Annotated in this window: 21 protein-coding genes and 1 tRNA gene; 16 read left to right on the forward strand and 6 right to left on the reverse strand. The window is 56.4% G+C overall.

Features of this window, described 5'->3' with window-relative positions; translation table 11 throughout:
- Window positions 1-4 precede the first annotated feature (4 nt).
- Window positions 5-832 (forward strand): 16S rRNA (adenine(1518)-N(6)/adenine(1519)-N(6))-dimethyltransferase RsmA, encoded by an 828-nt coding sequence (rsmA, locus tag LN244_RS13510; protein ID WP_239040303.1) that lies wholly within the window; start codon window positions 5-7, stop codon window positions 830-832.
- A gap of 24 nt (window positions 833-856) precedes the next feature.
- The gene (gene apaG / locus LN244_RS13515) at window positions 857-1,243 is read left to right on the forward strand and encodes a Co2+/Mg2+ efflux protein ApaG (protein WP_239040304.1); all 387 of its coding nucleotides are present in this window, start codon (window positions 857-859) and stop codon (window positions 1,241-1,243) included.
- 1 nt (window position 1,244) lies between these two features.
- Here the strand turns inward: apaG and LN244_RS13520 are convergent, their stop codons facing one another.
- Entirely contained in the window at window positions 1,245-2,147 is a 903-nt protein-coding gene (locus LN244_RS13520; protein ID WP_239040305.1) for a DUF72 domain-containing protein, read from the reverse strand.
- A gap of 36 nt (window positions 2,148-2,183) precedes the next feature.
- Between LN244_RS13520 and LN244_RS13525 the strand changes: the two genes are divergently transcribed.
- From LN244_RS13525 to LN244_RS13540, 4 genes are all read left to right on the forward strand, one after another.
- Window positions 2,184-3,002: a motility protein A gene (locus LN244_RS13525; protein ID WP_239040306.1), complete on the forward strand. Its 819-nt coding sequence runs from the start codon at window positions 2,184-2,186 to the stop codon at window positions 3,000-3,002.
- The gene (locus LN244_RS13530; RefSeq protein ID WP_239040307.1) at window positions 2,999-3,799 is read left to right on the forward strand and encodes a flagellar motor protein MotB; all 801 of its coding nucleotides are present in this window, start codon (window positions 2,999-3,001) and stop codon (window positions 3,797-3,799) included. Before LN244_RS13525 ends, LN244_RS13530 begins: the two co-directional genes overlap by 4 nt.
- On the forward strand, window positions 3,799-4,170 hold the full coding sequence (locus LN244_RS13535) for a PilZ domain-containing protein (RefSeq protein ID WP_239040308.1): 372 nt from the start codon (window positions 3,799-3,801) through the stop codon (window positions 4,168-4,170). The genes LN244_RS13530 and LN244_RS13535 overlap by 1 nt, the downstream gene beginning before the upstream one ends.
- Before the next feature lie 53 nt (window positions 4,171-4,223).
- Window positions 4,224-4,300, forward strand: a tRNA-Met gene (locus LN244_RS13540).
- 91 nt (window positions 4,301-4,391) lie between these two features.
- On the opposite strand, the gene LN244_RS13545 is transcribed toward LN244_RS13540, so the two are convergent.
- Together LN244_RS13545 and LN244_RS13550 are read right to left on the reverse strand one after the other, a co-directional pair.
- Window positions 4,392-6,437 carry a putative bifunctional diguanylate cyclase/phosphodiesterase gene (locus tag LN244_RS13545; RefSeq protein ID WP_239040309.1) on the reverse strand — a complete coding sequence of 682 codons (2,046 nt, stop codon included), beginning with the start codon at window positions 6,435-6,437 and terminating at the stop codon, window positions 4,392-4,394.
- 138 nt (window positions 6,438-6,575) lie between these two features.
- Window positions 6,576-7,082: a DNA-deoxyinosine glycosylase gene (locus tag LN244_RS13550; protein WP_239040310.1), complete on the reverse strand. Its 507-nt coding sequence runs from the start codon at window positions 7,080-7,082 to the stop codon at window positions 6,576-6,578.
- A gap of 219 nt (window positions 7,083-7,301) precedes the next feature.
- Between LN244_RS13550 and LN244_RS13555 the strand changes: the two genes are divergently transcribed.
- The 5 genes from LN244_RS13555 (at window position 7,302) to LN244_RS13575 (ending at window position 11,129) form a co-directional block, all read left to right on the forward strand.
- Window positions 7,302-7,943 (forward strand): TorF family putative porin, encoded by a 642-nt coding sequence (locus LN244_RS13555; RefSeq protein ID WP_239040311.1) that lies wholly within the window; start codon window positions 7,302-7,304, stop codon window positions 7,941-7,943.
- A 173-nt stretch (window positions 7,944-8,116) separates the two neighbouring features.
- Complete coding sequence (locus tag LN244_RS13560; RefSeq protein ID WP_239040312.1) at window positions 8,117-8,938, forward strand: symmetrical bis(5'-nucleosyl)-tetraphosphatase; 822 nt, start codon at window positions 8,117-8,119, stop codon at window positions 8,936-8,938.
- 3 nt (window positions 8,939-8,941) lie between these two features.
- A complete protein-coding gene (gene glpE / locus LN244_RS13565; RefSeq protein ID WP_239040313.1) occupies window positions 8,942-9,259 on the forward strand; it encodes a thiosulfate sulfurtransferase GlpE in 318 nt (105 codons plus the stop codon).
- Window positions 9,235-10,398: a hypothetical protein gene (locus LN244_RS13570; protein ID WP_239040314.1), complete on the forward strand. Its 1,164-nt coding sequence runs from the start codon at window positions 9,235-9,237 to the stop codon at window positions 10,396-10,398. Before glpE ends, LN244_RS13570 begins: the two co-directional genes overlap by 25 nt.
- On the forward strand, window positions 10,395-11,129 hold the full coding sequence (locus LN244_RS13575; protein ID WP_239040315.1) for a pteridine reductase: 735 nt from the start codon (window positions 10,395-10,397) through the stop codon (window positions 11,127-11,129). Before LN244_RS13570 ends, LN244_RS13575 begins: the two co-directional genes overlap by 4 nt.
- On the opposite strand, the gene folK is transcribed toward LN244_RS13575, so the two are convergent.
- On the reverse strand, window positions 11,115-11,639 hold the full coding sequence (gene folK / locus LN244_RS13580; RefSeq protein ID WP_239040316.1) for a 2-amino-4-hydroxy-6-hydroxymethyldihydropteridine diphosphokinase: 525 nt from the start codon (window positions 11,637-11,639) through the stop codon (window positions 11,115-11,117). The two genes, LN244_RS13575 and folK, sit on opposite strands and share 15 nt — an antisense overlap.
- On the reverse strand, window positions 11,639-11,995 hold the full coding sequence (gene folB, locus LN244_RS13585; protein WP_239040317.1) for a dihydroneopterin aldolase: 357 nt from the start codon (window positions 11,993-11,995) through the stop codon (window positions 11,639-11,641). Before folB ends, folK begins: the two co-directional genes overlap by 1 nt.
- Window positions 11,996-12,138: 143 nt before the next feature.
- Between folB and plsY the strand changes: the two genes are divergently transcribed.
- Window positions 12,139-12,708, forward strand: a complete 570-nt coding sequence (plsY, locus tag LN244_RS13590) for a glycerol-3-phosphate 1-O-acyltransferase PlsY (RefSeq protein WP_239040318.1) — start codon at window positions 12,139-12,141, stop codon at window positions 12,706-12,708.
- Here the strand turns inward: plsY and tsaD are convergent, their stop codons facing one another.
- Window positions 12,709-13,737, reverse strand: coding sequence for a tRNA (adenosine(37)-N6)-threonylcarbamoyltransferase complex transferase subunit TsaD (gene tsaD / locus LN244_RS13595; RefSeq protein ID WP_239042423.1), 1,029 nt, complete (start codon window positions 13,735-13,737; stop codon window positions 12,709-12,711). It lies immediately after the preceding gene.
- Window positions 13,738-13,924: 187 nt separating this feature from the next.
- Between tsaD and rpsU the strand changes: the two genes are divergently transcribed.
- The 4 genes from rpsU to rpoD all read left to right on the forward strand — a co-directional run bounded on the left by rpsU (window position 13,925) and on the right by rpoD (window position 18,634).
- Window positions 13,925-14,140, forward strand: coding sequence for a 30S ribosomal protein S21 (gene rpsU, locus LN244_RS13600; protein WP_239040319.1), 216 nt, complete (start codon window positions 13,925-13,927; stop codon window positions 14,138-14,140).
- A gap of 48 nt (window positions 14,141-14,188) precedes the next feature.
- Window positions 14,189-14,632 (forward strand): GatB/YqeY domain-containing protein, encoded by a 444-nt coding sequence (locus tag LN244_RS13605; RefSeq protein ID WP_239040320.1) that lies wholly within the window; start codon window positions 14,189-14,191, stop codon window positions 14,630-14,632.
- Window positions 14,633-14,667: 35 nt separating this feature from the next.
- Window positions 14,668-16,605 carry a DNA primase gene (gene dnaG / locus LN244_RS13610; protein ID WP_239040321.1) on the forward strand — a complete coding sequence of 646 codons (1,938 nt, stop codon included), beginning with the start codon at window positions 14,668-14,670 and terminating at the stop codon, window positions 16,603-16,605.
- Between the two features lie 181 nt (window positions 16,606-16,786).
- On the forward strand, window positions 16,787-18,634 hold the full coding sequence (rpoD, locus tag LN244_RS13615) for an RNA polymerase sigma factor RpoD (protein ID WP_239040322.1): 1,848 nt from the start codon (window positions 16,787-16,789) through the stop codon (window positions 18,632-18,634).
- The last annotated feature ends 4 nt before the right edge of the window (window positions 18,635-18,638 follow it).

Genomic DNA, 18,638 nt, shown 5'->3' on the forward strand with positions numbered 1-18,638 from the left:
CCCAATGAGTAAAAAACCCGTAGGTCACAAGGCACGCAAGCGCTTTGGCCAGAACTTTCTGCATGATCAGGGCGTGATCGGCCGCATTATCCGCGCCATCAACCCTCAGCCAGGCCAGCATCTGGTCGAGATTGGCCCCGGCCTTGGTGCACTGACTGAAGAGCTGCTCAACGCCTGCAATGGCGAACTTGAAGCGGTCGAGCTTGACCGAGACCTGATCCCGGTCTTGCGTACACAGTTTTTCCGTTACGCCGATACTTTCACCATTCATGAAGCCGATGCGCTGAAGTTTGATTTTGCCGGGCTGAAAAATGATGAGCGCCCATTGCGTATCGTGGGCAATCTGCCCTACAACATCTCGACACCGCTGATTTTCCATTTGCTCAGCTTCAATGGCCTGATCCAGGACATGCACTTCATGCTGCAGAAGGAGGTGGTCGATCGCCTGGCAGCAGGACCTGGCGACAACCACTATGGCCGATTGGGCATCATGGCGCAGTATTACTGCCATGTTGAGCCTCTGTTCATCGTGCCACCAGGCGCCTTTTCACCGGCACCGAAAGTCGATTCCGCCATCGTGCGACTGGTGCCCTATGATAAGCCACCCGTTCCGGCCAAGGATGTTAAGCAACTGCAGAACGTCGTGCGTACCGCTTTTGGTCAACGACGCAAAACCCTGCGTAATAACTTGAAACAGCTGATCAGTGCCGAACAACTGGAAGCATTGGGAATCGATCCGGGCCTGCGCCCCGAAAGGCTGACTCTGACCGAATTCGTGGCGATCAGCGACGCCCTGACCGATGCGGCCGAAGCGCCGTCTTCACGCGAATAATACCGAGAGGATAGATCCGAACTGATGGATGCCACCGATTACAGCCGTAACGTCGAGATCAACGTTGTTACCACTTATCTGCCGGACCAGTCCGAGCCGGATGCACACCGTTTTGTCTTCTCCTACCAGATCAGCATCACCAACCACAACCCGGAAAGTGTACAGCTGCTGCGCCGTAAATGGCGTATTACCGATGGCAATGAGCACGTACAGGAAGTCGAGGGCGAGGGCGTTGTCGGCGAGAAGCCGGTGATCGAACCGGGGCAAACCTACGAGTATACCAGCGGAACCGTTCTGGCTACCGAGGTGGGCAGCATGCAGGGTCAGTACCGCATGGAAACGGCTGATGGTACCGGCTTCGATGCGTTGATCCCTGCCTTCACCCTCGCCCAACCCAACGCATTACACTGACTCAGAACAGACCCGGCTGGCGCCGCACAGGGGTGCGCTCCGTCCAGTCGTAAAACCCCGGCGCCAGCTTTGGCTGGCGCTGCTGCAACTCTTGTGCGAACCAGCGCGCCAATTCTGGCGCTTCTCCATTACTCGGCGTGTGCATGAAAATGAATGGGGTCCTGCCCTCTTCAATCCAGCGCAACACCTGTCCCACCCAGGGCCGCAACCAGCGCTGCCCCTGCTGCAGATCCAGTGGCGAAATAAACCTGAGCATCGGCGCGTCGCCTGTAGCCAGCACACGAAGCGGCAACCGAGGCTTTTGTTGCAAAGCCTCACGGGTAATCGGGTCTGACTGAGGGTTGGCAAAGAGTGCACGGGTGTCGAAACTGATCCTGTTCACGCCGAAGCGCTCCAGGACATCATTGAACCTTCGTTCCTCTTCACCGCGCTGGAAGAATGCCAGATGTCGCACTTCAACCGCATAGCGCAATCCGGCCGGCAGCTCGCCAAGAAAGTGCACCAGTTCTGGCAAATGTTCCGGACCGAATCGAGAGGGCAACTGCAGGCACAACATGCCCAGCTTCGATGCCAGCGGCTGCAGCCGATCGAGGAAAAGACTCAATTCGTCACTCACATGACGCAGCGCGCCCTGATGACTGATGCTCTGTGGAAACTTGAAGCAGAAGCGAAACCCCGGTGGCGTCTCATCCCCCCAACGACGCACACTGGCAACACCAGGCAAGCCATAAAAGGTGGTATTTCCCTCAACCGAATTGAAACTGGCCGCATACTGCTCAAGATCACCCTGCTCGGGGTTCTGAAGCAGGCTGCGGTTCCACTCCGGATGCTTCCATTGCGGTAGGCCAATAAAGTAGTCTGACGTCATCGTCTTGCTGTTGTTATACTCGGCTTTCGTTTCCATCAGGCCAGTTCTGACTGACACAGGGTACTCAAGCTCATGGATTTCGCATCGCTTCTCGGTATTATCTCAGGTCTGGCCCTGATCATCAGCGCTATTTTTCTGGGCGGTAATGCCGATGTCTTTCTCAATGTCCCCGGCCTGATGATCGTTGCAGGCGGCACCATTGCTGCGACCCTGCTGACGGTACAATTCAAGGATGTACTCAATGCATTCAAGGCCGCGTGGATCGTTTTCACCCGTGACAACACCAACCCTCAGGAAATGATCGACACCATGCTTGAGCTGAGCCGGGTTTCCCACCGTCACGGCCTGCTCAAACTCGGAGACGTTGAAAGCGATTCACACGTACTTAAACGTGCCTGCAACCTGCTTTCAGAAGCTGCCTCGGAGCAGGTCATTCGCAACACCCTGCAGAATGAAATCGATTCTCTGATTGCCCGCCATCATGCAGTCCAGGACGTCTTCCGTAAAATGGCGGCCTATGCACCGGCATTCGGCATGCTGGGTACCCTGATCGGTCTGATCCAGATGCTGAGCCAGCTCAGCAACCCGGAAACCATCGGCCCCGCCATGGCAGTGGCACTGCTGACCACCTTCTACGGCTCCCTGCTGGCAACCATGGTTTTCCTGCCCATTGCTGGCAAACTCCATGCACGTACACTGACAGAAGTTACCAATCTGGAAATCATTCGTGAAGGCTGCATCAGCATCCTGACCAATGACCACTATATGCATGTGTATGAACAGCTGGCCTCATACCTGCCGGAAGCACAGCGCAAACCGATCAAGATTGGCCGCAACAAACAGCCAGCGGCTGACAAAGCGGCGCCTCAGGCTGCCAAGGATCGTTCATGAACAGTCGGCGGCGTGAACTCACGGATGAATCCGGCACTCCAGGCTGGCTGATGACCTATGCCGATCTGATGACATTGCTGCTGGTATTTTTCGTGCTGCTTTTTTCCATGTCCAATTTGGAGAAAGAGCGTTTTGTCGAAGCCATGCGTTCATTCCAGACCGCTTTTCAGCGCGCGGTTTCCGGTGCTCCCAACAACCTGATACCACTGGAACACAATGCGCCCGGCAATCCTTCCGAGGAGATCAATGAGGCTATTGTGGAATCCCCAAGCAAGGCGAACAGCAAAGATGAGGGCGAAGAGTCTGCAGAAGATCGCCGCGCACGGGCCTTAAAACTGGATTGGGAGCGGCTGAACCGCGACCTGGATGATGCGTTTGAGCAGATGCAAATGCAGGATGCGATTGAAATTGGCACTCCCAAGGATGGCAAGCTCAGTCTCAGAGTAAAAGGCGGCCTGCTGTTCAACTCCGGCTCGGCCACATTCAACTATGCCATGCTGCCAATGCTGGATGCCCTGCTGGACACACTGGCGCAGAACCCCGACTACAAGCTGGAAATCCAGGGGCACACCGATGACATCCCCATCAGCACACCTCAGTTCCCGTCCAACTGGGAACTGTCAGCCGTTCGCGCCACAACAGTGCTACGCTACATGGTAGATGCCGGCATCAACCCCAAGCGACTGACAGCAACAGGGTATGGATCCTCTTTGCCGCTTGTACCCAATACATCGACCGAAAACCGCGCCATCAACCGCCGCATCGAATTTGTGCTGGAAAAACGGGCTTTAGACTGATGAAACCCAAGATCCATATTCCGGATATTGCCGACAGTGGCCGACGGGCCTATCGACTGCAGATTGATGCTGATGCTCCCTTACGAGCACAGGTCAACGGAGAGTCTGTTAAAGTCGAAAATCTGTCTGCCACCGGTATCGCCTTTACGACAGAGTCGCTTCTGACGCTGCAGTACTACCCTTCCCGCATCAAGTTCAGGGTCGGCAAGCAGGTTCACCGAATCGACTGCACTCTACGCCTGATCCGCAAGAGTGGTGTCATCTGGTGCGCTGACTTTTCCGGGCTGTCCCCCCGAGACCAGCGCCTGTTGTCAGAGTTCATTACCTGGTACCAGGCTGAACAGATCCGTAAGCAGAATAAAAAAGTGTAACAAAGACTTGACCTTAGCGCCCCAGATCCGTAATATACGCTTCATCAAGTTGATGCGGGGTGGAGCAGTCTGGTAGCTCGTCGGGCTCATAACCCGAAGGTCGTTGGTTCAAATCCAGCCCCCGCTACCAAATTCAGGGAAAGCCGATTTCGAAAGAAGTCGGCTTTTTCGTTTGTGCGATACAAACATTCGAGCGCCGCGCACACTGGACCATCCCGCCATTATTTCTGATCAAGCAAACCAACAAACTCATCGATTGGCATTGGGCGATAATACAGAAACCCTTGCCCCAGCCGGCAACCGATCTGCTGCAGCAATTCCGCCTGTTCAGTCGTTTCTATCCCCTCCGCCACGACCGAGAAATCCAGCTCATGCAAAAGCTGCATGACTCCACGCAACAGCGTTGTTGCCCGGGCATCCTGAGAAATATCCGCCACAAAACTGCGATCGATCTTGACCACATCCAGCGGGAGTCGGCGCAGATAGGTCAGACTGGAATAGCCCGTGCCAAAATCATCCAGCGCGAGATGGAAACCGGCAGACCGAAGCGTTGTCAGTTGATCCAGCACACTGTCAGACAGATTGATGAATGCGGTCTCGGTAATTTCAAGCTCAATCATCGAGGCACTCAAGCCATATTCATGGATGACCGCCTGACACCATTCCACCAGATCAGGCTCCTGCAGCTGGCGGGCAGATAAGTTAATACTCAGCGCCGGCAACACAAACCCTTGCTGCTGCCAATGGCTGAGCAGCTTGCAAGTATGCTCAAATACCCAACGGTCCAGATGAACGATCAGGCGACTTTCTTCCGCCAAAGGAATGAACTCCGCCGGAGAGATCATCCCTTTCTCGGGATGCTGCCAACGCAGCAGCACCTCGGCACCCGCCAGCTGACGACTGCCAAGGTGCACCTTAGGCTGCAGATAAAGCTCCAGGCCCATGGAAGCACCTGACTTCACGGCCAAGCGCAACTGCTGCTCCAGCATCAGTCGCTGTCGCATCTCACAGCTCAACGCTTCGTCATAAAAATGATAGCTGTCACGCCCCTGCTGTTTGGCCGCCAGCATTGCGGTTTGTGCATTGGATAACAGAACGTCGCTCTCAGTGGCATCCTTGGGGCTGAGCGCGATACCAATCGCGGGACTCATTCGAATCGCTTCACCATTGAGAAAAACAGGCTCCTGAAGCTGCCGGATGCAGTCGCTGGCATAACGTGCCACGTCGGCTGGATCGGTGATATCGACCATGAGTGCAACCAGCTCGTCGCCAACAAGACGGTACAAGTGCAAGTCCCGTCCCAGGCGTTTGTTAAGGCGCTCTGCCTGACACTTGATCAGCTCATCTCCTCCTTTCATCCCGAAACGGTCATTGATTGGAGAAAGCTGGCCAATATCGATACATAAAAGAGCCAGGTGAGCACCCGATCTCTGTTGGTCGCGCTTGAGCTGATGTTTGAGCGCCTGATTCAGCTTGTGCCGATTACCCAAGCCGGTCAGCGGGTCACTGAAGGCAAGCAACTCAATTTCGGCTTCCTTCGCACGCATCTCGGTCAGGTCATGAAAGATCGACACGAAATGACTGATACAGCCCCGGTCATCACGCAACGCACTGATCGACATCCATTGCAGATAGAGCTCTCCGGACTTGCGACGGTTCCAGACTTCACCTTGCCAGCGACCGGACTCCTGCAACGACGCATTCATCAGGTCGTAGAAAGACTGCTGATGATGATTGGAGCGCAGAAACTTGGGTGTTTTGCCGACCACATCGTCAGACTGGTAACCGGTGATCTGGGTGAACGCTGCATTGACACGCTGAATCCGTGCGGCCGAATCGGTGACCATGATGCCTTCAATGGTGCTGTCCAGAATACGCTCCGCCATGGCTTGCTGTGTCTGCAACGCCTGACGCAGCCGCAAGTCATGACCGATCGCCGTGAACCCGCTAACCTCACCAGTCTCATCCAGGTAGGGCAGCAACTTCATCAATATGGGAACGGTCTCTCCATCCAGCGCATGCAGCGTCAGCTGACCGCTCCACTGCCCCTGGTCTACAACTTGCGGAAATATATCTTCGGCCAACCGCTGCCAGGTAGCGGAATCGTGGAACTGGGGAACATAAAGAGGCTCTGCATGCAGATCATGATTCACTGCAATACCAAGAAGGGTTCGGCCCGAATGATTAATATATTCTATTCCGAATTCTCGATTGACGCTGGCGACAAAATCCCCGGTAAGATCAAGAATATGCTGCTGTCGATCCATCGTATTCCCCACCGCACTCTGTCCGATCAGGTGTAGATTCATCATGGCTGTGACGACAGCCAATCTCACAGTGATTTGCCATCATACTAGCACGATCAATATTTAACCACTCAACACGTGCGGTTTTAGCGACAGATCTCAACCCGGCACCCGCAAGTACTTCTGCAGCTCTGACCAGTATTCATACTTCTGCTCAAGTGACAGGGAGGCATGGGCAGGGCTGGTCGATGGCATGAGTTTGAATTGCAGCGGCGGTGGAGACTTGAAGTGGCGCTTGTAGAGCTGCTCGGCGGCGCCACCATTGAAAGCGATCAACTGTAGATCAGGCATCTGCCCTGCCAGCCACTCGATATCATTGGGTTCCACCGACTGCTGTCGAATATTGGCATCCAGGCTGCCCTGCCGCTCACAGAGCTGCGCCACATCCCAGAGCGCCACACCAGCCACCTTAAGAAACTCCAGTCTCGCACAATATGAGAGTCCAGACTCAAAGCCACACAGACGCGCCATGATCGGCCAGAAGGCATTACGCGGGTGAGCGTAGTATGACTGCGCTTTCAAGGATGCCAGGCCCGGGCTTGACCCCAGCACCAGTACACGACATTTAGGATGCCAGACCGGCTCAAAGCTTTGCGACAGATTCATCTGCACCTCTTTTGACCGCAGTTGCGCCCTCTTATGCAGCAAAACGCACCATTATGGCGCACCCGCTCACCCCTTAGAGATTAACATCATTGTCACAAATCTCCATATAACCAATTGAATAAAAAGATAATTAACAAACATGGCACGCCTCTAGCTAATACCAATGCAACAAACTGCACTTGCTGTTTGCTGAGCATTAGAAACTGAAAGGGGATGATGATGAAAAAATTCACTAAAAGCCTGATCGCTGCCGGCCTGCTGACTGCTTCCGCTGCTGCCAGTGCAGAGCTCTCTGTTAACGTCGGCGCCATGAGCGATTACTGGTTCCGCGGTATCGATCAGACTGCCAACAACGCCAGCCTGATGGCCGGTGCCGACTATGATTTCGGCAACGGTTTCTACGTTGGCACCTGGGGCGCTCAGCTGGATGATGCCGAGATCGAATATGATCTCTACGGTGGCTACGCTGGCGAGTATGAAGACTTCACCTACGACGTAGGCTACGCAGGCTACTTCTACACCATTAATGACGCATCCGACTACCACGAACTTATCCTCAGTGCAGGCTACAAGTTCCTGAGTGCCGACTTCGTTCTGGGCCGCGAGAATGTTGACGGCAGCGGCGACGATGCCGATTACACCTTCTTCAGCCTGACAGGTGACTATGAAGGCGCCTACCTGACCTATGGCGTATTCGGCCAGGATTACGACGGTGATTACATTGAAGCCGGCTACGGCACCACTTATCAGGGCCTGGATATGAGCCTGGCATTCATCAAGCAGCTGGATGCTGAACTTGACGGTGACGGCGAGAAGGATTCCGAATTCGTATTCACCATCAGCAAGACCTTCGACCTTTAAGTCGATCAAGCCTCTGCCATCATGGACGAGGGCAGAGGGCGGTTCTCTCAACATACGTCTTTATCATTGAGGCCCTTCAGGGCCTCTTTTTTTTGGCTGATGTGCGGCGACCCAAGGTTCACCCGGATAGCGGGCTAGGCTATCATCGCCCCATTTGCATAACAGGGGTCTCCATGGCGACATTCGCGATCGGTGATATTCAGGGCTGCTACGCGGAACTCATGCAACTGCTGGATCAGATCGGTTTCGGTCATGACGACCGGATCTGGCTAACCGGCGATCTGGTCAATCGAGGTCCGGGATCACTGGAAACACTGCGTTTCGTCAAGGAGCTGGGAGCGCGTGCCATTACCGTACTCGGCAACCATGATCTGCACCTGCTCGCGCTTTATCATGGCAGCGGCCGCAAGCCGGACCCAACGCTGGTGCCTGTATTCGACGCTCACGACTGCGACGAGTTGATGCATTGGCTGCAGTCCCGTCCGCTCCTGCATGACGACAAGAGCCTTGGGTATGTGATGACGCATGCCGGCATCCCCCATATCTGGTCACTGAAGCAGGCCCGACAGTACGCTCACGAGCTGGAGCAGGCCCTGCAGCATGCTGATGCGGCCGACTTCTTCCAGCAGATGTACGGCAACCAGCCGGATCGCTGGCGTGACAGCCTGACCGGTATGGACCGCCTGCGTGCCATTACCAACTACTTTACTCGCATGCGTTTTATCAAGGCCGACGGCACTCTGGAATTCAAAGCCAATGGCGGTCTGGAAACGGCCCCCAGGGGCTTTGCTCCCTGGTTCGAGCACACCCGTACCAAGCCGATGAAACGTCACCAGCTGTTCGGCCACTGGGCCGCACTTGGCTTCAAACGATTGCCCGGCATTACTGCGCTGGATAGCGGCTGTGTTTGGGGAAATGCCCTGACAGCCGTTAGACTGGAAGACGGCAGCTGGTTCAGCCAGCCCTGCCCTGGCAACCGCAAACCCGGAGAATGAGTTTTGACCGATTACCGCTGCATCAACACCGAACAGGCCTGTGAACTGATCGATCAGGGCGCCCAGATTGTCGATATTCGTGACGAGGGCAGCTTTGCCGAGCTTCACATCAGCAACGCCTATAACCTCAACAACCATAATCTGCCTGAGTACATTGGCCAGGCCGATTTCGACAGGCCGCTGATTGTATGCTGCTACCATGGCATCAGCAGCCAGTCGGCTGCGTCCTATCTGGCCCACCAGGGGTTTGAAGAGGTCTACAGCCTGGATGGTGGCTTCGAAGCCTGGCGCGCCCAGTGCCCGGATCGTTGCGAGCGCTGATGGAGATCTACCTGGTCGGCGGCGCCGTTCGTGACGAACTGCTTGGACTTGAGGTCAAGGATCGTGACTGGGTGGTCGTTGGCGCCACTCCCGATGAAATGCTGGCACGCGGTTTCAAGCCTGTCGGCCAGGATTTCCCGGTTTTCCTGCATCCGGACAGCGGGGAGGAGTACGCTCTTGCCCGCACCGAGCGCAAAAGCGGCAAGGGCTATACGGGCTTTACCTTTCATGCCAGCCCCGAGGTCAGCCTCGAAGATGACCTGGTTCGCCGCGACCTGACCATCAATGCCATCGCGCGCAGCGAAAACGGCGAGCTGCACGATCCCTGGGGTGGCCGCCGAGATCTGGAACAGCGCCTGCTGCGCCACGTGTCCCCAGCGTTCGTTGAGGACCCCTTGCGAGTGCTGCGCGTGGCACGTTTCTATGCCCGCTTCGCCCATTTGGGCTTTACCGTCGCGGACGAAACCCTTGCGTTGATGCGCGAGCTCAGTCAGGGTGACGAACTGGATCACCTGACACCCGAGCGAGTCTGGCAGGAATGCCAGCGCGCACTGGCGACACAATCCCCGGCACATTTTTTCAGACTGCTTCAGGAAGTGGGCGCACTGTCCAGACTGCTCCCCCACAGCCGTACCCTTGATTGTGACCGTCTGCTGCAGCTCAGCACACAGTTACCGGGCGCATTACCTCAGCCCGCCGAACGCGTATTCGCTTTACTGACCTGGACTCTGACCGAGCAGCTGGAGCAGAACGAGGCGCAAGCGGACATCACCGAACTGTGCCTGCAGCTGCGTATACCCAACCGTTTCCGGGATCTGGCGCTTAAAGTCCGTCAGTATGCGGAGGCACTGAGTCAGTTTGATCGTCTGGATGGAGAGCAGCGCCTGCAGCTGCTCAAAGGACTCGATCTGTTACGCCGACCCGAGCTGCTGGATGACCTGGTATCCATTACCCGAGCGATCTTCCCGTCACTGCCGAATGGACGCCCGTCCGCATTGCAACGGTTGCTCAAGGCCATCAAGGTGATCGACAGCCGCGCACTCATGGCTGAAGGTTACAAGGGCAAGGCCCTGGGAGAAGCGTTGGCGCTGCGTCAGCAACAGCTGTGCTCGGAATACCACGAAGGGGATAACCGATGAGCCATCCTCGTGCATTGATCACGGGCGCCGCACGTCGTATCGGTGCCCAGATTGCTCGCCAGCTGCACACAGCCGGCTATGACCTGATCCTGCACTACCGCCAATCTGCAGATGACGCTACCCAGCTGTGCGATGAACTCAATAAGCTCAGGGATAACAGTTGTACCTGCATACAGGCCGATCTTGAACAGATGGGACAGGTGGAGCAACTGGCGCAGAAGGTCAAAGCATCAGGCTCGCTTGAGCTGCTGGTGAACAACGCATCCAGCTTCTATCCGACCCCGGTAGGCGATGTCAGCCAAAAGGACTGGGATGCACTGATCAACAGCAACCTGCGTGCACCCTTCTTTTTGACTCAGGCATTGTATCCCCTGCTCAAAAGCACCGGCGGTTGCGTGATCAATCTGATTGATGTGCATGCGGAACGAGGGCTTGCGGGTTATCCCGTCTATTCAATAGCCAAGGCTGGCCTGAAGATGATGACGCTGAGCCTCGCGCGAGAGCTGGCGCCTGAAGTGCGTGTCAACGGTATTGCTCCAGGCCCGATTCTTTGGCCAGAAGCCGAAGCCGCCTTGAGTAAGGAGGCACGTCAGGCGGTTGTGGATAAAACCGTACTGGCGCGGACCGGCCGCCCGCAGGATATCGCTGACGCTGTACTGTATCTTGCTAATGCAGGTTATGTGACCGGCCAGGTACTGGCGGTGGATGGCGGGCGCTCACTCTACAGCTGAGTCCGCCCGAGAAATTCGCTGCCCCTGCCAGTCGAAATCGATAGGCCAGAGTTTTTGCTGGCGATCATACTGCTGCCATAGCTCCGCGTAAGACTGTTCCAGTACCGGATGACGCCCATTGGGAGCCACTTCGGCCAATGGCCGCAGCACGAAAGCATTTTGCAGGATCTCGTCGCGTGGCAACTGCACCCCTGCCTCAGGCTGTTTCAGATCGCCATAGGTCAGGATGTCGATATCCAGCGTACGACCGCTGAAACGGGGGCCACTGCGATCACGGCCGTTGTCATCTTCAATTCCCTTCAGACAGGCCGACAGCGTGGCCACATCCAGTTCGGTTTCCATACCGACAACCAGATTGTAGAAATTGTCTCCGTCGAACCCTACCGCTTCGCTTTCGTAAACCGACGAAATCAGCAACTCGCCAAAGCGATCAGCCAATGCATCGAGCGCGGCGCAAATATAGCGCTCACGCTCACAATTGCTGCCCAGACTCAGATAAACCTGCGCCATCAGTCCCGGGTCCCTCGTTCAATGATCACGCCGACATCACGGGCACCGCGCACAGCCCCGGGCTTGCTCAGGCGCAGGCGCAACCAGGGCACCTTGAATTCGTTCTGTACGATCTGCGCAATCTCTTCGGCCATGGTTTCCACCAGCAGAAACTCGCTCTCGCTGATAAACGCGATCAGGCGCTTGGCCACGGTCTTGTAATTCAGGGTGTTCTCAATATCTTCCGTCGCCGCCGCGGCACGAATATCGGTTCCCATTTCCAGATCCAGGCTGACGGTCTGGCGCACTTCCCGTTCCCAATCGTAGATGCCGATCACGGTCTCGACCTGCAGCTCACGTATATAAACGATATCCATCCTGTCTCCTGTTTCTGCGATTACGCCCAGGTTGATTGAGGCCTGGTGCGCGCTTGTATATGCTTGTTGTAGGTGCCTGTCAATTTATCACGCCACTTACGGGCAGTGCATCGTCACGACTGGCGTTTGTAGCGGACTCTTGCATGCCCGATTACCTGCTGCTGTTCTGTGCATATCTGATGGGCTCCATTCCCAGCGCCGTACTGATCTGTCGCGCAATGGGACTTGATGACCCCCGCAGCAAGGGTTCTGGTAACCCGGGTGCCACTAATGTGCTGCGCACCGGAGGCCCTCAGGCCGCCGGGCTGACCTTGCTGGCAGACCTTGGCAAGGGTGCTGCCGCCGTGCTGCTGGCAATTAATACTGGCGCGTCAGCCCTGCTACAGGGCTGGGTAATGCTTGCGGCCGTTTGCGGCCACCTGTTCCCCTTCTTCAGCCTAAGGGGCGGCAAGGGCGTAGCCACAACGCTGGGATGCTCCCTGCTGCTGTCCTGGCCATTGGCGCTCTGCCAGCTCCTGCTCTGGGGACTGATTTTTCTGTTCGGCCGCATCTCGTCGCTGGCTTCAATCGCAACCGCTGCGGTCACCCCACTGTTCTGCTACCTGCTGACACCCGCACTGCTCTGGCCGTTTACCATCACGTCGCTGCTGTTGATCCTCAGACACAGCAGCAACATTCGCAAGCTGATCAGCGGCCGCGAACACCGTTTCTGATCAGATCGCGTCCAGCGTATCCAAAGGCCAACGGGGCCTTGCCAGAATGGTCAGATCAGCCTGTTCACCCGCCAGCAGACGCTGACAGCCGGCATAGGCGATCATTGCGCCATTGTCGGTACAGAACTCAGGCCGCGCATAAAACAGCCCCGCACGCTCCTTCTTCACCACCTCGGCCAGACGCTCACGCAGGCGCTGGTTGGCACTGACACCACCGGCAATCACCAGCTGTTTCATGCCGGTCTGCTGCAGCGCCCGGCGGCACTTGATCGCCAGCGTATCGACCACGGCATCCTCAAAGGCACAGGCAATATCAGCCATCGTCTGGGGGTCAATATTGCCTTCGGCATCGCGCGCATCATTGGCGGTATTGAGGGTAAAGGTTTTCAGGCCGGAAAAGCTGAAATCAAGACCCGGACGGTCGGTCATCGGCCGCGGGAAACGATAACGGTCACGGTTACCCTGCTGAGCCAATTTGGCAATCAACGGGCCGCCCGGATAGTCCAGCCCCAGCATCTTGGCCGCCTTATCAAACGCTTCGCCGGCCGCATCATCCAGCGACTCGCCCAGCAATTCGTAATGGCCGATACCGTCAACCCGTACCAATTGGGTATGCCCACCGGACACCAACAACGCGACAAACGGAAAGGATGGCGGATTTTCTTCCAGCATCGGCGCCAGCAAATGCCCTTCCATATGGTGCACCCCGACGGCCGGCACACCCAACCCCAGCGCCAGTGCACGCCCGGTTGAAGCGCCTACCATCAGAGCGCCAATCAAGCCGGGACCGGCGGTATAGGCAACGGCATCAACATCCGAGAGCTGCAGGTCAGCCTTCGCCATGACTTCGCGAATAAGAGGAAGCAGCTTGCGGACGTGGTCACGCGACGCCAGCTCCGGCACCACACCACCGTATTCGGCGTGCATCTTGACCTGGCTGTAGAGCGCGTCAGAGAGCAAGCCTCGCTCACTGTCATACAGCGCCACACCGGTTTCGTCACAGGATGTTTCTATGCCCAGCACTCGCATATCGGCCCCTCGGTACAAGCGATTCAAACAGGGCACTATTATCCTTCAGTTGGCGGCAAAATTCACGAGGTTCTGTCTTTACACGCTGCTGCCGCCTGACTAAAATATGCGACCTTCTTTCTGTATCTGCGCCTTTGCATATACTGAAAAGGAGGTCTTAACATCAACAACCAACCGGGAGAATCTAATGCCTCAGGTTAAAGTTAAAGATAACGAGCCGTTCGACGTTGCTCTGCGTCGTTTCAAGCGTTCTTGCGAAAAAGCCGGCATCCTGGCTGAAGTGCGTCGTCGCGAATGCTACGAAAAGCCCACTTCTGTTCGTAAGCGTAAAGCCGCTGCTGCCGTTAAGCGTCACGCTAAAAAAGTTCAGCGCGAAAACGCTCGCCGCGTACGTCTGTACTGATCTGATTACTCTGTAACCTGACCCACAGCACTCTCGAAGGAGCATCCTATGTCTGATCTGAAAGCTAGCATTACAGAACAGATGAAAGATGCCATGCGCGCCAAAGACAAAGCTCGTCTTGGCACCATTCGCCTTATGTTGGCGGAAATCAAGCGTATCGAAGTGGACGAACGCATCGAACTCGATGACGATCGCATCCTGATCGTGCTGGACAAGATGGTCAAACAGAGACGAGACTCCATTACCCAGTACGAGGCGGCTGAGCGACCCGAACTGGCAGAGAAGGAGCAGCAGGAGCTGGAGGTGATTAAAACTTTCCTGCCGCAGCCACTCAGCGACGCTGAGATTGCTCAGATCATTGATGACGCCATCGCCGAATCCGGCGCCAGCTCCATGCAGGACATGGGCAAAGTGATGGCAATCGTCAAACCCCAGGTTCAGGGCCGCGCCGATATGGGCAGCATCTCCGGCCTGGTGAAGCAGAAACTCTAAGGGTCCGCATACGCTGACCTGTCCGCGGAGCGAACATGGCAGGTCGAATACCCCAGCACTTCATTGACGACCTTCTGGCCCGCATCAACATCGTTGATGTCGTAGACGGCCGCGTCAAACTCAAGCGCGCAGGCAAGAACTACTCTGGCCTCTGCCCGTTCCACAAGGAAAAGAGCCCCTCATTCTCGGTCAGCCCCGACAAGCAGTTCTATTATTGCTTTGGATGCGGCGCCGGAGGCAATGCGCTCGGCTTCCTGATGGAATACGACCGCCTTAACTTCCCCGAAGCCGTTGAAGAGCTGGCCAAGCTCGCTGGCATGGAAGTCCCCCGCGAAGAAGGCCGCCAGATTGACCATCAACGCGAGCAGCAACTCAAGCGCCAGTTTGAAGTCCTTGAACAGGCCAACACCTTTTTTCAACAACAGCTGCGCCAGTCAACAGACCGCCAACGCGCCGTCAGCTACCTGAAACAGCGCGGCCTGAGCGGCCAGATTGCCGCCGCTTTCGGCATCGGCTACGCCCCGCCTGGCTGGGATAACCTGCTGCGCCACTTCGACCAGGTCGGCAACGCGACCGCCCTGCTTGAACAGTCCGGCATGGTGATCCACAACGAAGACAAACAAAGCCACTACGACCGTTTCCGCGATCGCATCATGTTCCCGATCCGCGATGTACGAGGCCGTGTCATCGGCTTCGGCGGCCGTGTTCTGGGTGACGACAAGCCAAAGTACCTGAACTCACCTGAAACTCCCACATTCCACAAGGGACGTGAACTTTACGGTCTTTACGAAGCCCGCAAGCACAGCAACCATCTGGACCGGCTGCTGATTGTTGAAGGCTATATGGATGTGGTCAGCCTGGCTCAGCACGGCATTCACTGGTCTGTTGCCACTCTGGGGACGGCAACCACGGCGCAACACCTGGAGCGCCTGTTCAAACTGGTCCCCGAGGTAATCTTCTGCTTCGACGGCGATCAGGCCGGTCGCACGGCAGCTCGCCGCGCCCTGAATACCGCCCTGCCCGTCATCAAGGATGGTCAGGAGGCGCGCTTCCTGTTCCTGCCGGATGGCGAAGACCCGGACACACTCGTACGCAAGGAAGGTGAGGCCGCCTTCAGCGAGCGCGTCAGCCAGGCCCTGCCATTGAGCGAATTCTTCTTCAAATCCATGAGCGAAGAGGCTGATCTGACCAGCATGGATGGGCGCGCCCGGTTCAGCAACACAGCCCTGCCCCTGATTAACTCGATGCAACCCAGCCTGCTGAAGCAGATGATGCTGGACCGCATTTGTGACATCACCGGACTCAGCCTTGAACAGCTCAGCAGCGTCATCGACCTGCACCAGGCCACTCACGAGCCTGCCCCCAGCCGCTTTCAGAGCACTGCATCCGCCGAGAGACATTACGATCCTCGCGAATATGCCAGCCATGATCATTACGATGACAGCAACTACGGCTACGACAATTACGCCGAAACCCAGATCCGGCCCGACCATTCCGCCCCTCGAAGCACACCGCGCCCCCGAACTGCGAGCGCCAACAGCCCCGGAAATCAGGGCTCACGAAACCTCGTCAATCAGGCGGTATCCATACTGCTGCATCGCCCCGAGCTGGCTCATAGCGCACCGGCAGCCGACAGTTTTCGTACTCTGCTCGAGCCCAACATTGAGGTCCTGATCAATCTGCTGGACTATCTGCAAAAAGACCCCAGCAGCTCACTGGGGACTCTACTGGTCGACTGGCAAGATGCAGAAGAGCACCGTTCCGACCTGATGCTACTGAACGAGATATCGCATCTGGACCCCATCCTCGGCGACGTGGACGCTGCCAGCCTGCTCGATGATACGCTCAAGCGCCTGCTGGCCCGCCGCCAGGAAGCACAGCTGGATCAACTCTTGAAAAAATCACGCCAATCCCCATTAACAGATGAAGAGAAGCGCGACCTTCAGCAACTGTTACTGAACAGACAACATTAAAAAAACAGGCATGTTTTTTTCAGGCAAACGCCTGATTTCTGGTCTATTCTCTTAACGAAGCGGTCTATACCGGCAGTGCAGCAATCAGCTTCCTGTAGCCGAAAACAGCCCGATCGGGTATAATACTGCGCTTATTTTTCCGCCATCAGTCACATCAGCATTCATTCGTTGCAGGGGTTCTATGTCAGACACATCCCAACAGCAGTCTCGTCTTAAGGAACTGATCGCCCGAGGCAAAGAGCAGGGCTATCTTACCTATGCCGAGGTTAACGATCACCTGCCGGAGGACATCGCCGACCCGGATCAGGTCGAAGACATCATCCGCATGATCAACGACATGGGTATTCGTGTTGCTGAAGAAGCACCGGATGCCGAAGACCTCCTGCTGAGCGGCGGCGACTCAGCCGACGAAGCCGACGACGAAGCCGTAGCCGCACTGGCTGCAGTAGAATCCGATGCCGGTCGCACCACTGATCCGGTCCGCATGTACATGCGTGAAATGGGTACCGTTGAGCTGCTGACGCGAGAAGGTGAAATTGATATCGCCAAGCGGATTGAGGAAGGCATCCGTGAAGTGATGATGGCCCTGTCACGCTTCCCGGGCAGCGTCGATATCGTTCTCGATGCCTACAATCAGGTACTGCAGGAAGAAGGTCGCCTGAGCGACATTTTCAGCGGCTATATCGACCCTGATGCTGACGTACCGGAAGACGAGACTGATGCACCTGTCGACCTGGACGATGATGACCAGGACGACCGCGATGACGACGATGATGACGATGATGACAAGGACAGCGACTCCAGTGACGACAAGGAGCGCGGCCCGGACCCCGAAGAAGCACGCCAGCGTTTCGGCCTGATTCAGGAATGCCTGGACAAGCTCAACGAAACCGTTGCCCGCAATGGCTCAGCGGACGAGATCGAATTCGCAGCCATGGCACTGGCTAACGCTTTTGCGCCAATCAAGCTGTCCCCGCGTTACTACGACCTGCTGGTTGAGCGTGTACGTGACTGTGTCGAGAATATCCGCAAGCAGGAGCGCAGCATCATGCGCATCTGTACGCAGCGCGCCAAGATGCCGCGCCCCGATTTCATCAAGAGCTTCCCCGGCAATGAAGTCAGCCACGCATGGCTGGAAGAACTGGCCAACAGCAACAAGCCTTACGCTGCCGCCATTGGTCGCCACATGTCCGACCTGCAGCGCGCACAGCGCCGCCTGCTGCAAATTGAAGAAAACACGGGTCTGACGCTGGCCGAGATCAAAGAGGTCAACCGTGACCTTTCCATCGGTGAAGCCCGCGCCCGCCGCGCCAAGAAAGAAATGGTCGAGGCCAACCTGCGTCTAGTTATCTCCATTGCCAAGAAATACACCAACCGCGGCCTGCAGTTCCTCGACCTGATTCAGGAAGGCAATATCGGCCTGATGAAAGCGGTCGACAAGTTCGAATACCGTCGCGGATACAAGTTCTCCACGTATGCCACCTGGTGGATTCGTCAGGCGATTACTCGCTCCATCGCTGACCAGGCTCGTACCATCCGTATCCCGGTACACATGATCGAAACGATCAACAAGCTCAACCGCATCTCTCGCCAGATGCTGCAGGAGATGGGCCGCGAAGCCACTCCGGAAGAGCTGGCCGAACGCATGGAAATGCCGGAAGACAAGATTCGCAAGGTACTGAAGATCGCCAAAGAGCCGATCTCCATGGAAACCCCGATCGGTGACGACGAAGACTCCAGCCTGGGTGATTTTATTGAGGACACCACCTTGTCCTCACCGGTAGACACCGCAACCGGCGAAGGCCTGCGTGAAGCCACTCGTGAAATCCTCTCCGGCCTGACCGCGCGTGAGGCCAAGGTCCTGCGCATGCGCTTCGGTATCGACATGAACACCGACCACACCCTCGAGGAAGTGGGCAAGCAGTTCGACGTCACCCGTGAGCGTATTCGTCAGATTGAAGCCAAGGCACTGCGCAAACTGCGCCACCCAAGCCGCTCCGATCACCTGCGCACGTTTATCGACGAATAATCGT

It is taken from the genome of Marinobacterium sediminicola (assembly GCF_022343685.1).
GTDB lineage: Bacteria > Pseudomonadota > Gammaproteobacteria > Pseudomonadales > Balneatricaceae > Marinobacterium > Marinobacterium sediminicola.

Bases quoted from the DNA above. Each gene is read 5' to 3' on its own strand.
- rsmA (WP_239040303.1), top strand. From the start codon at position 5: ATGAGTAAAAAACCCGTAGGTCACAAGGCACGCAAGCGCTTTGGCCAG.
- apaG (WP_239040304.1), top strand. From the start codon at position 857: ATGGATGCCACCGATTACAGCCGTAACGTCGAGATCAACGTTGTTACC.
- LN244_RS13520 (WP_239040305.1), bottom strand. From the start codon at position 2,147: ATGGAAACGAAAGCCGAGTATAACAACAGCAAGACGATGACGTCAGAC.
- LN244_RS13525 (WP_239040306.1), top strand. From the start codon at position 2,184: ATGGATTTCGCATCGCTTCTCGGTATTATCTCAGGTCTGGCCCTGATC.
- LN244_RS13530 (WP_239040307.1), top strand. From the start codon at position 2,999: ATGAACAGTCGGCGGCGTGAACTCACGGATGAATCCGGCACTCCAGGC.
- LN244_RS13535 (WP_239040308.1), top strand. From the start codon at position 3,799: ATGAAACCCAAGATCCATATTCCGGATATTGCCGACAGTGGCCGACGG.
- LN244_RS13545 (WP_239040309.1), bottom strand. From the start codon at position 6,437: ATGGATCGACAGCAGCATATTCTTGATCTTACCGGGGATTTTGTCGCC.
- LN244_RS13550 (WP_239040310.1), bottom strand. From the start codon at position 7,082: ATGAATCTGTCGCAAAGCTTTGAGCCGGTCTGGCATCCTAAATGTCGT.
- LN244_RS13555 (WP_239040311.1), top strand. From the start codon at position 7,302: ATGAAAAAATTCACTAAAAGCCTGATCGCTGCCGGCCTGCTGACTGCT.
- LN244_RS13560 (WP_239040312.1), top strand. From the start codon at position 8,117: ATGGCGACATTCGCGATCGGTGATATTCAGGGCTGCTACGCGGAACTC.
- LN244_RS13575 (WP_239040315.1), top strand. From the start codon at position 10,395: ATGAGCCATCCTCGTGCATTGATCACGGGCGCCGCACGTCGTATCGGT.
- folK (WP_239040316.1), bottom strand. From the start codon at position 11,639: ATGGCGCAGGTTTATCTGAGTCTGGGCAGCAATTGTGAGCGTGAGCGC.
- folB (WP_239040317.1), bottom strand. From the start codon at position 11,995: ATGGATATCGTTTATATACGTGAGCTGCAGGTCGAGACCGTGATCGGC.
- plsY (WP_239040318.1), top strand. From the start codon at position 12,139: ATGCCCGATTACCTGCTGCTGTTCTGTGCATATCTGATGGGCTCCATT.
- tsaD (WP_239042423.1), bottom strand. From the start codon at position 13,737: ATGCGAGTGCTGGGCATAGAAACATCCTGTGACGAAACCGGTGTGGCG.
- rpsU (WP_239040319.1), top strand. From the start codon at position 13,925: ATGCCTCAGGTTAAAGTTAAAGATAACGAGCCGTTCGACGTTGCTCTG.
- LN244_RS13605 (WP_239040320.1), top strand. From the start codon at position 14,189: ATGTCTGATCTGAAAGCTAGCATTACAGAACAGATGAAAGATGCCATG.
- dnaG (WP_239040321.1), top strand. From the start codon at position 14,668: ATGGCAGGTCGAATACCCCAGCACTTCATTGACGACCTTCTGGCCCGC.
- rpoD (WP_239040322.1), top strand. From the start codon at position 16,787: ATGTCAGACACATCCCAACAGCAGTCTCGTCTTAAGGAACTGATCGCC.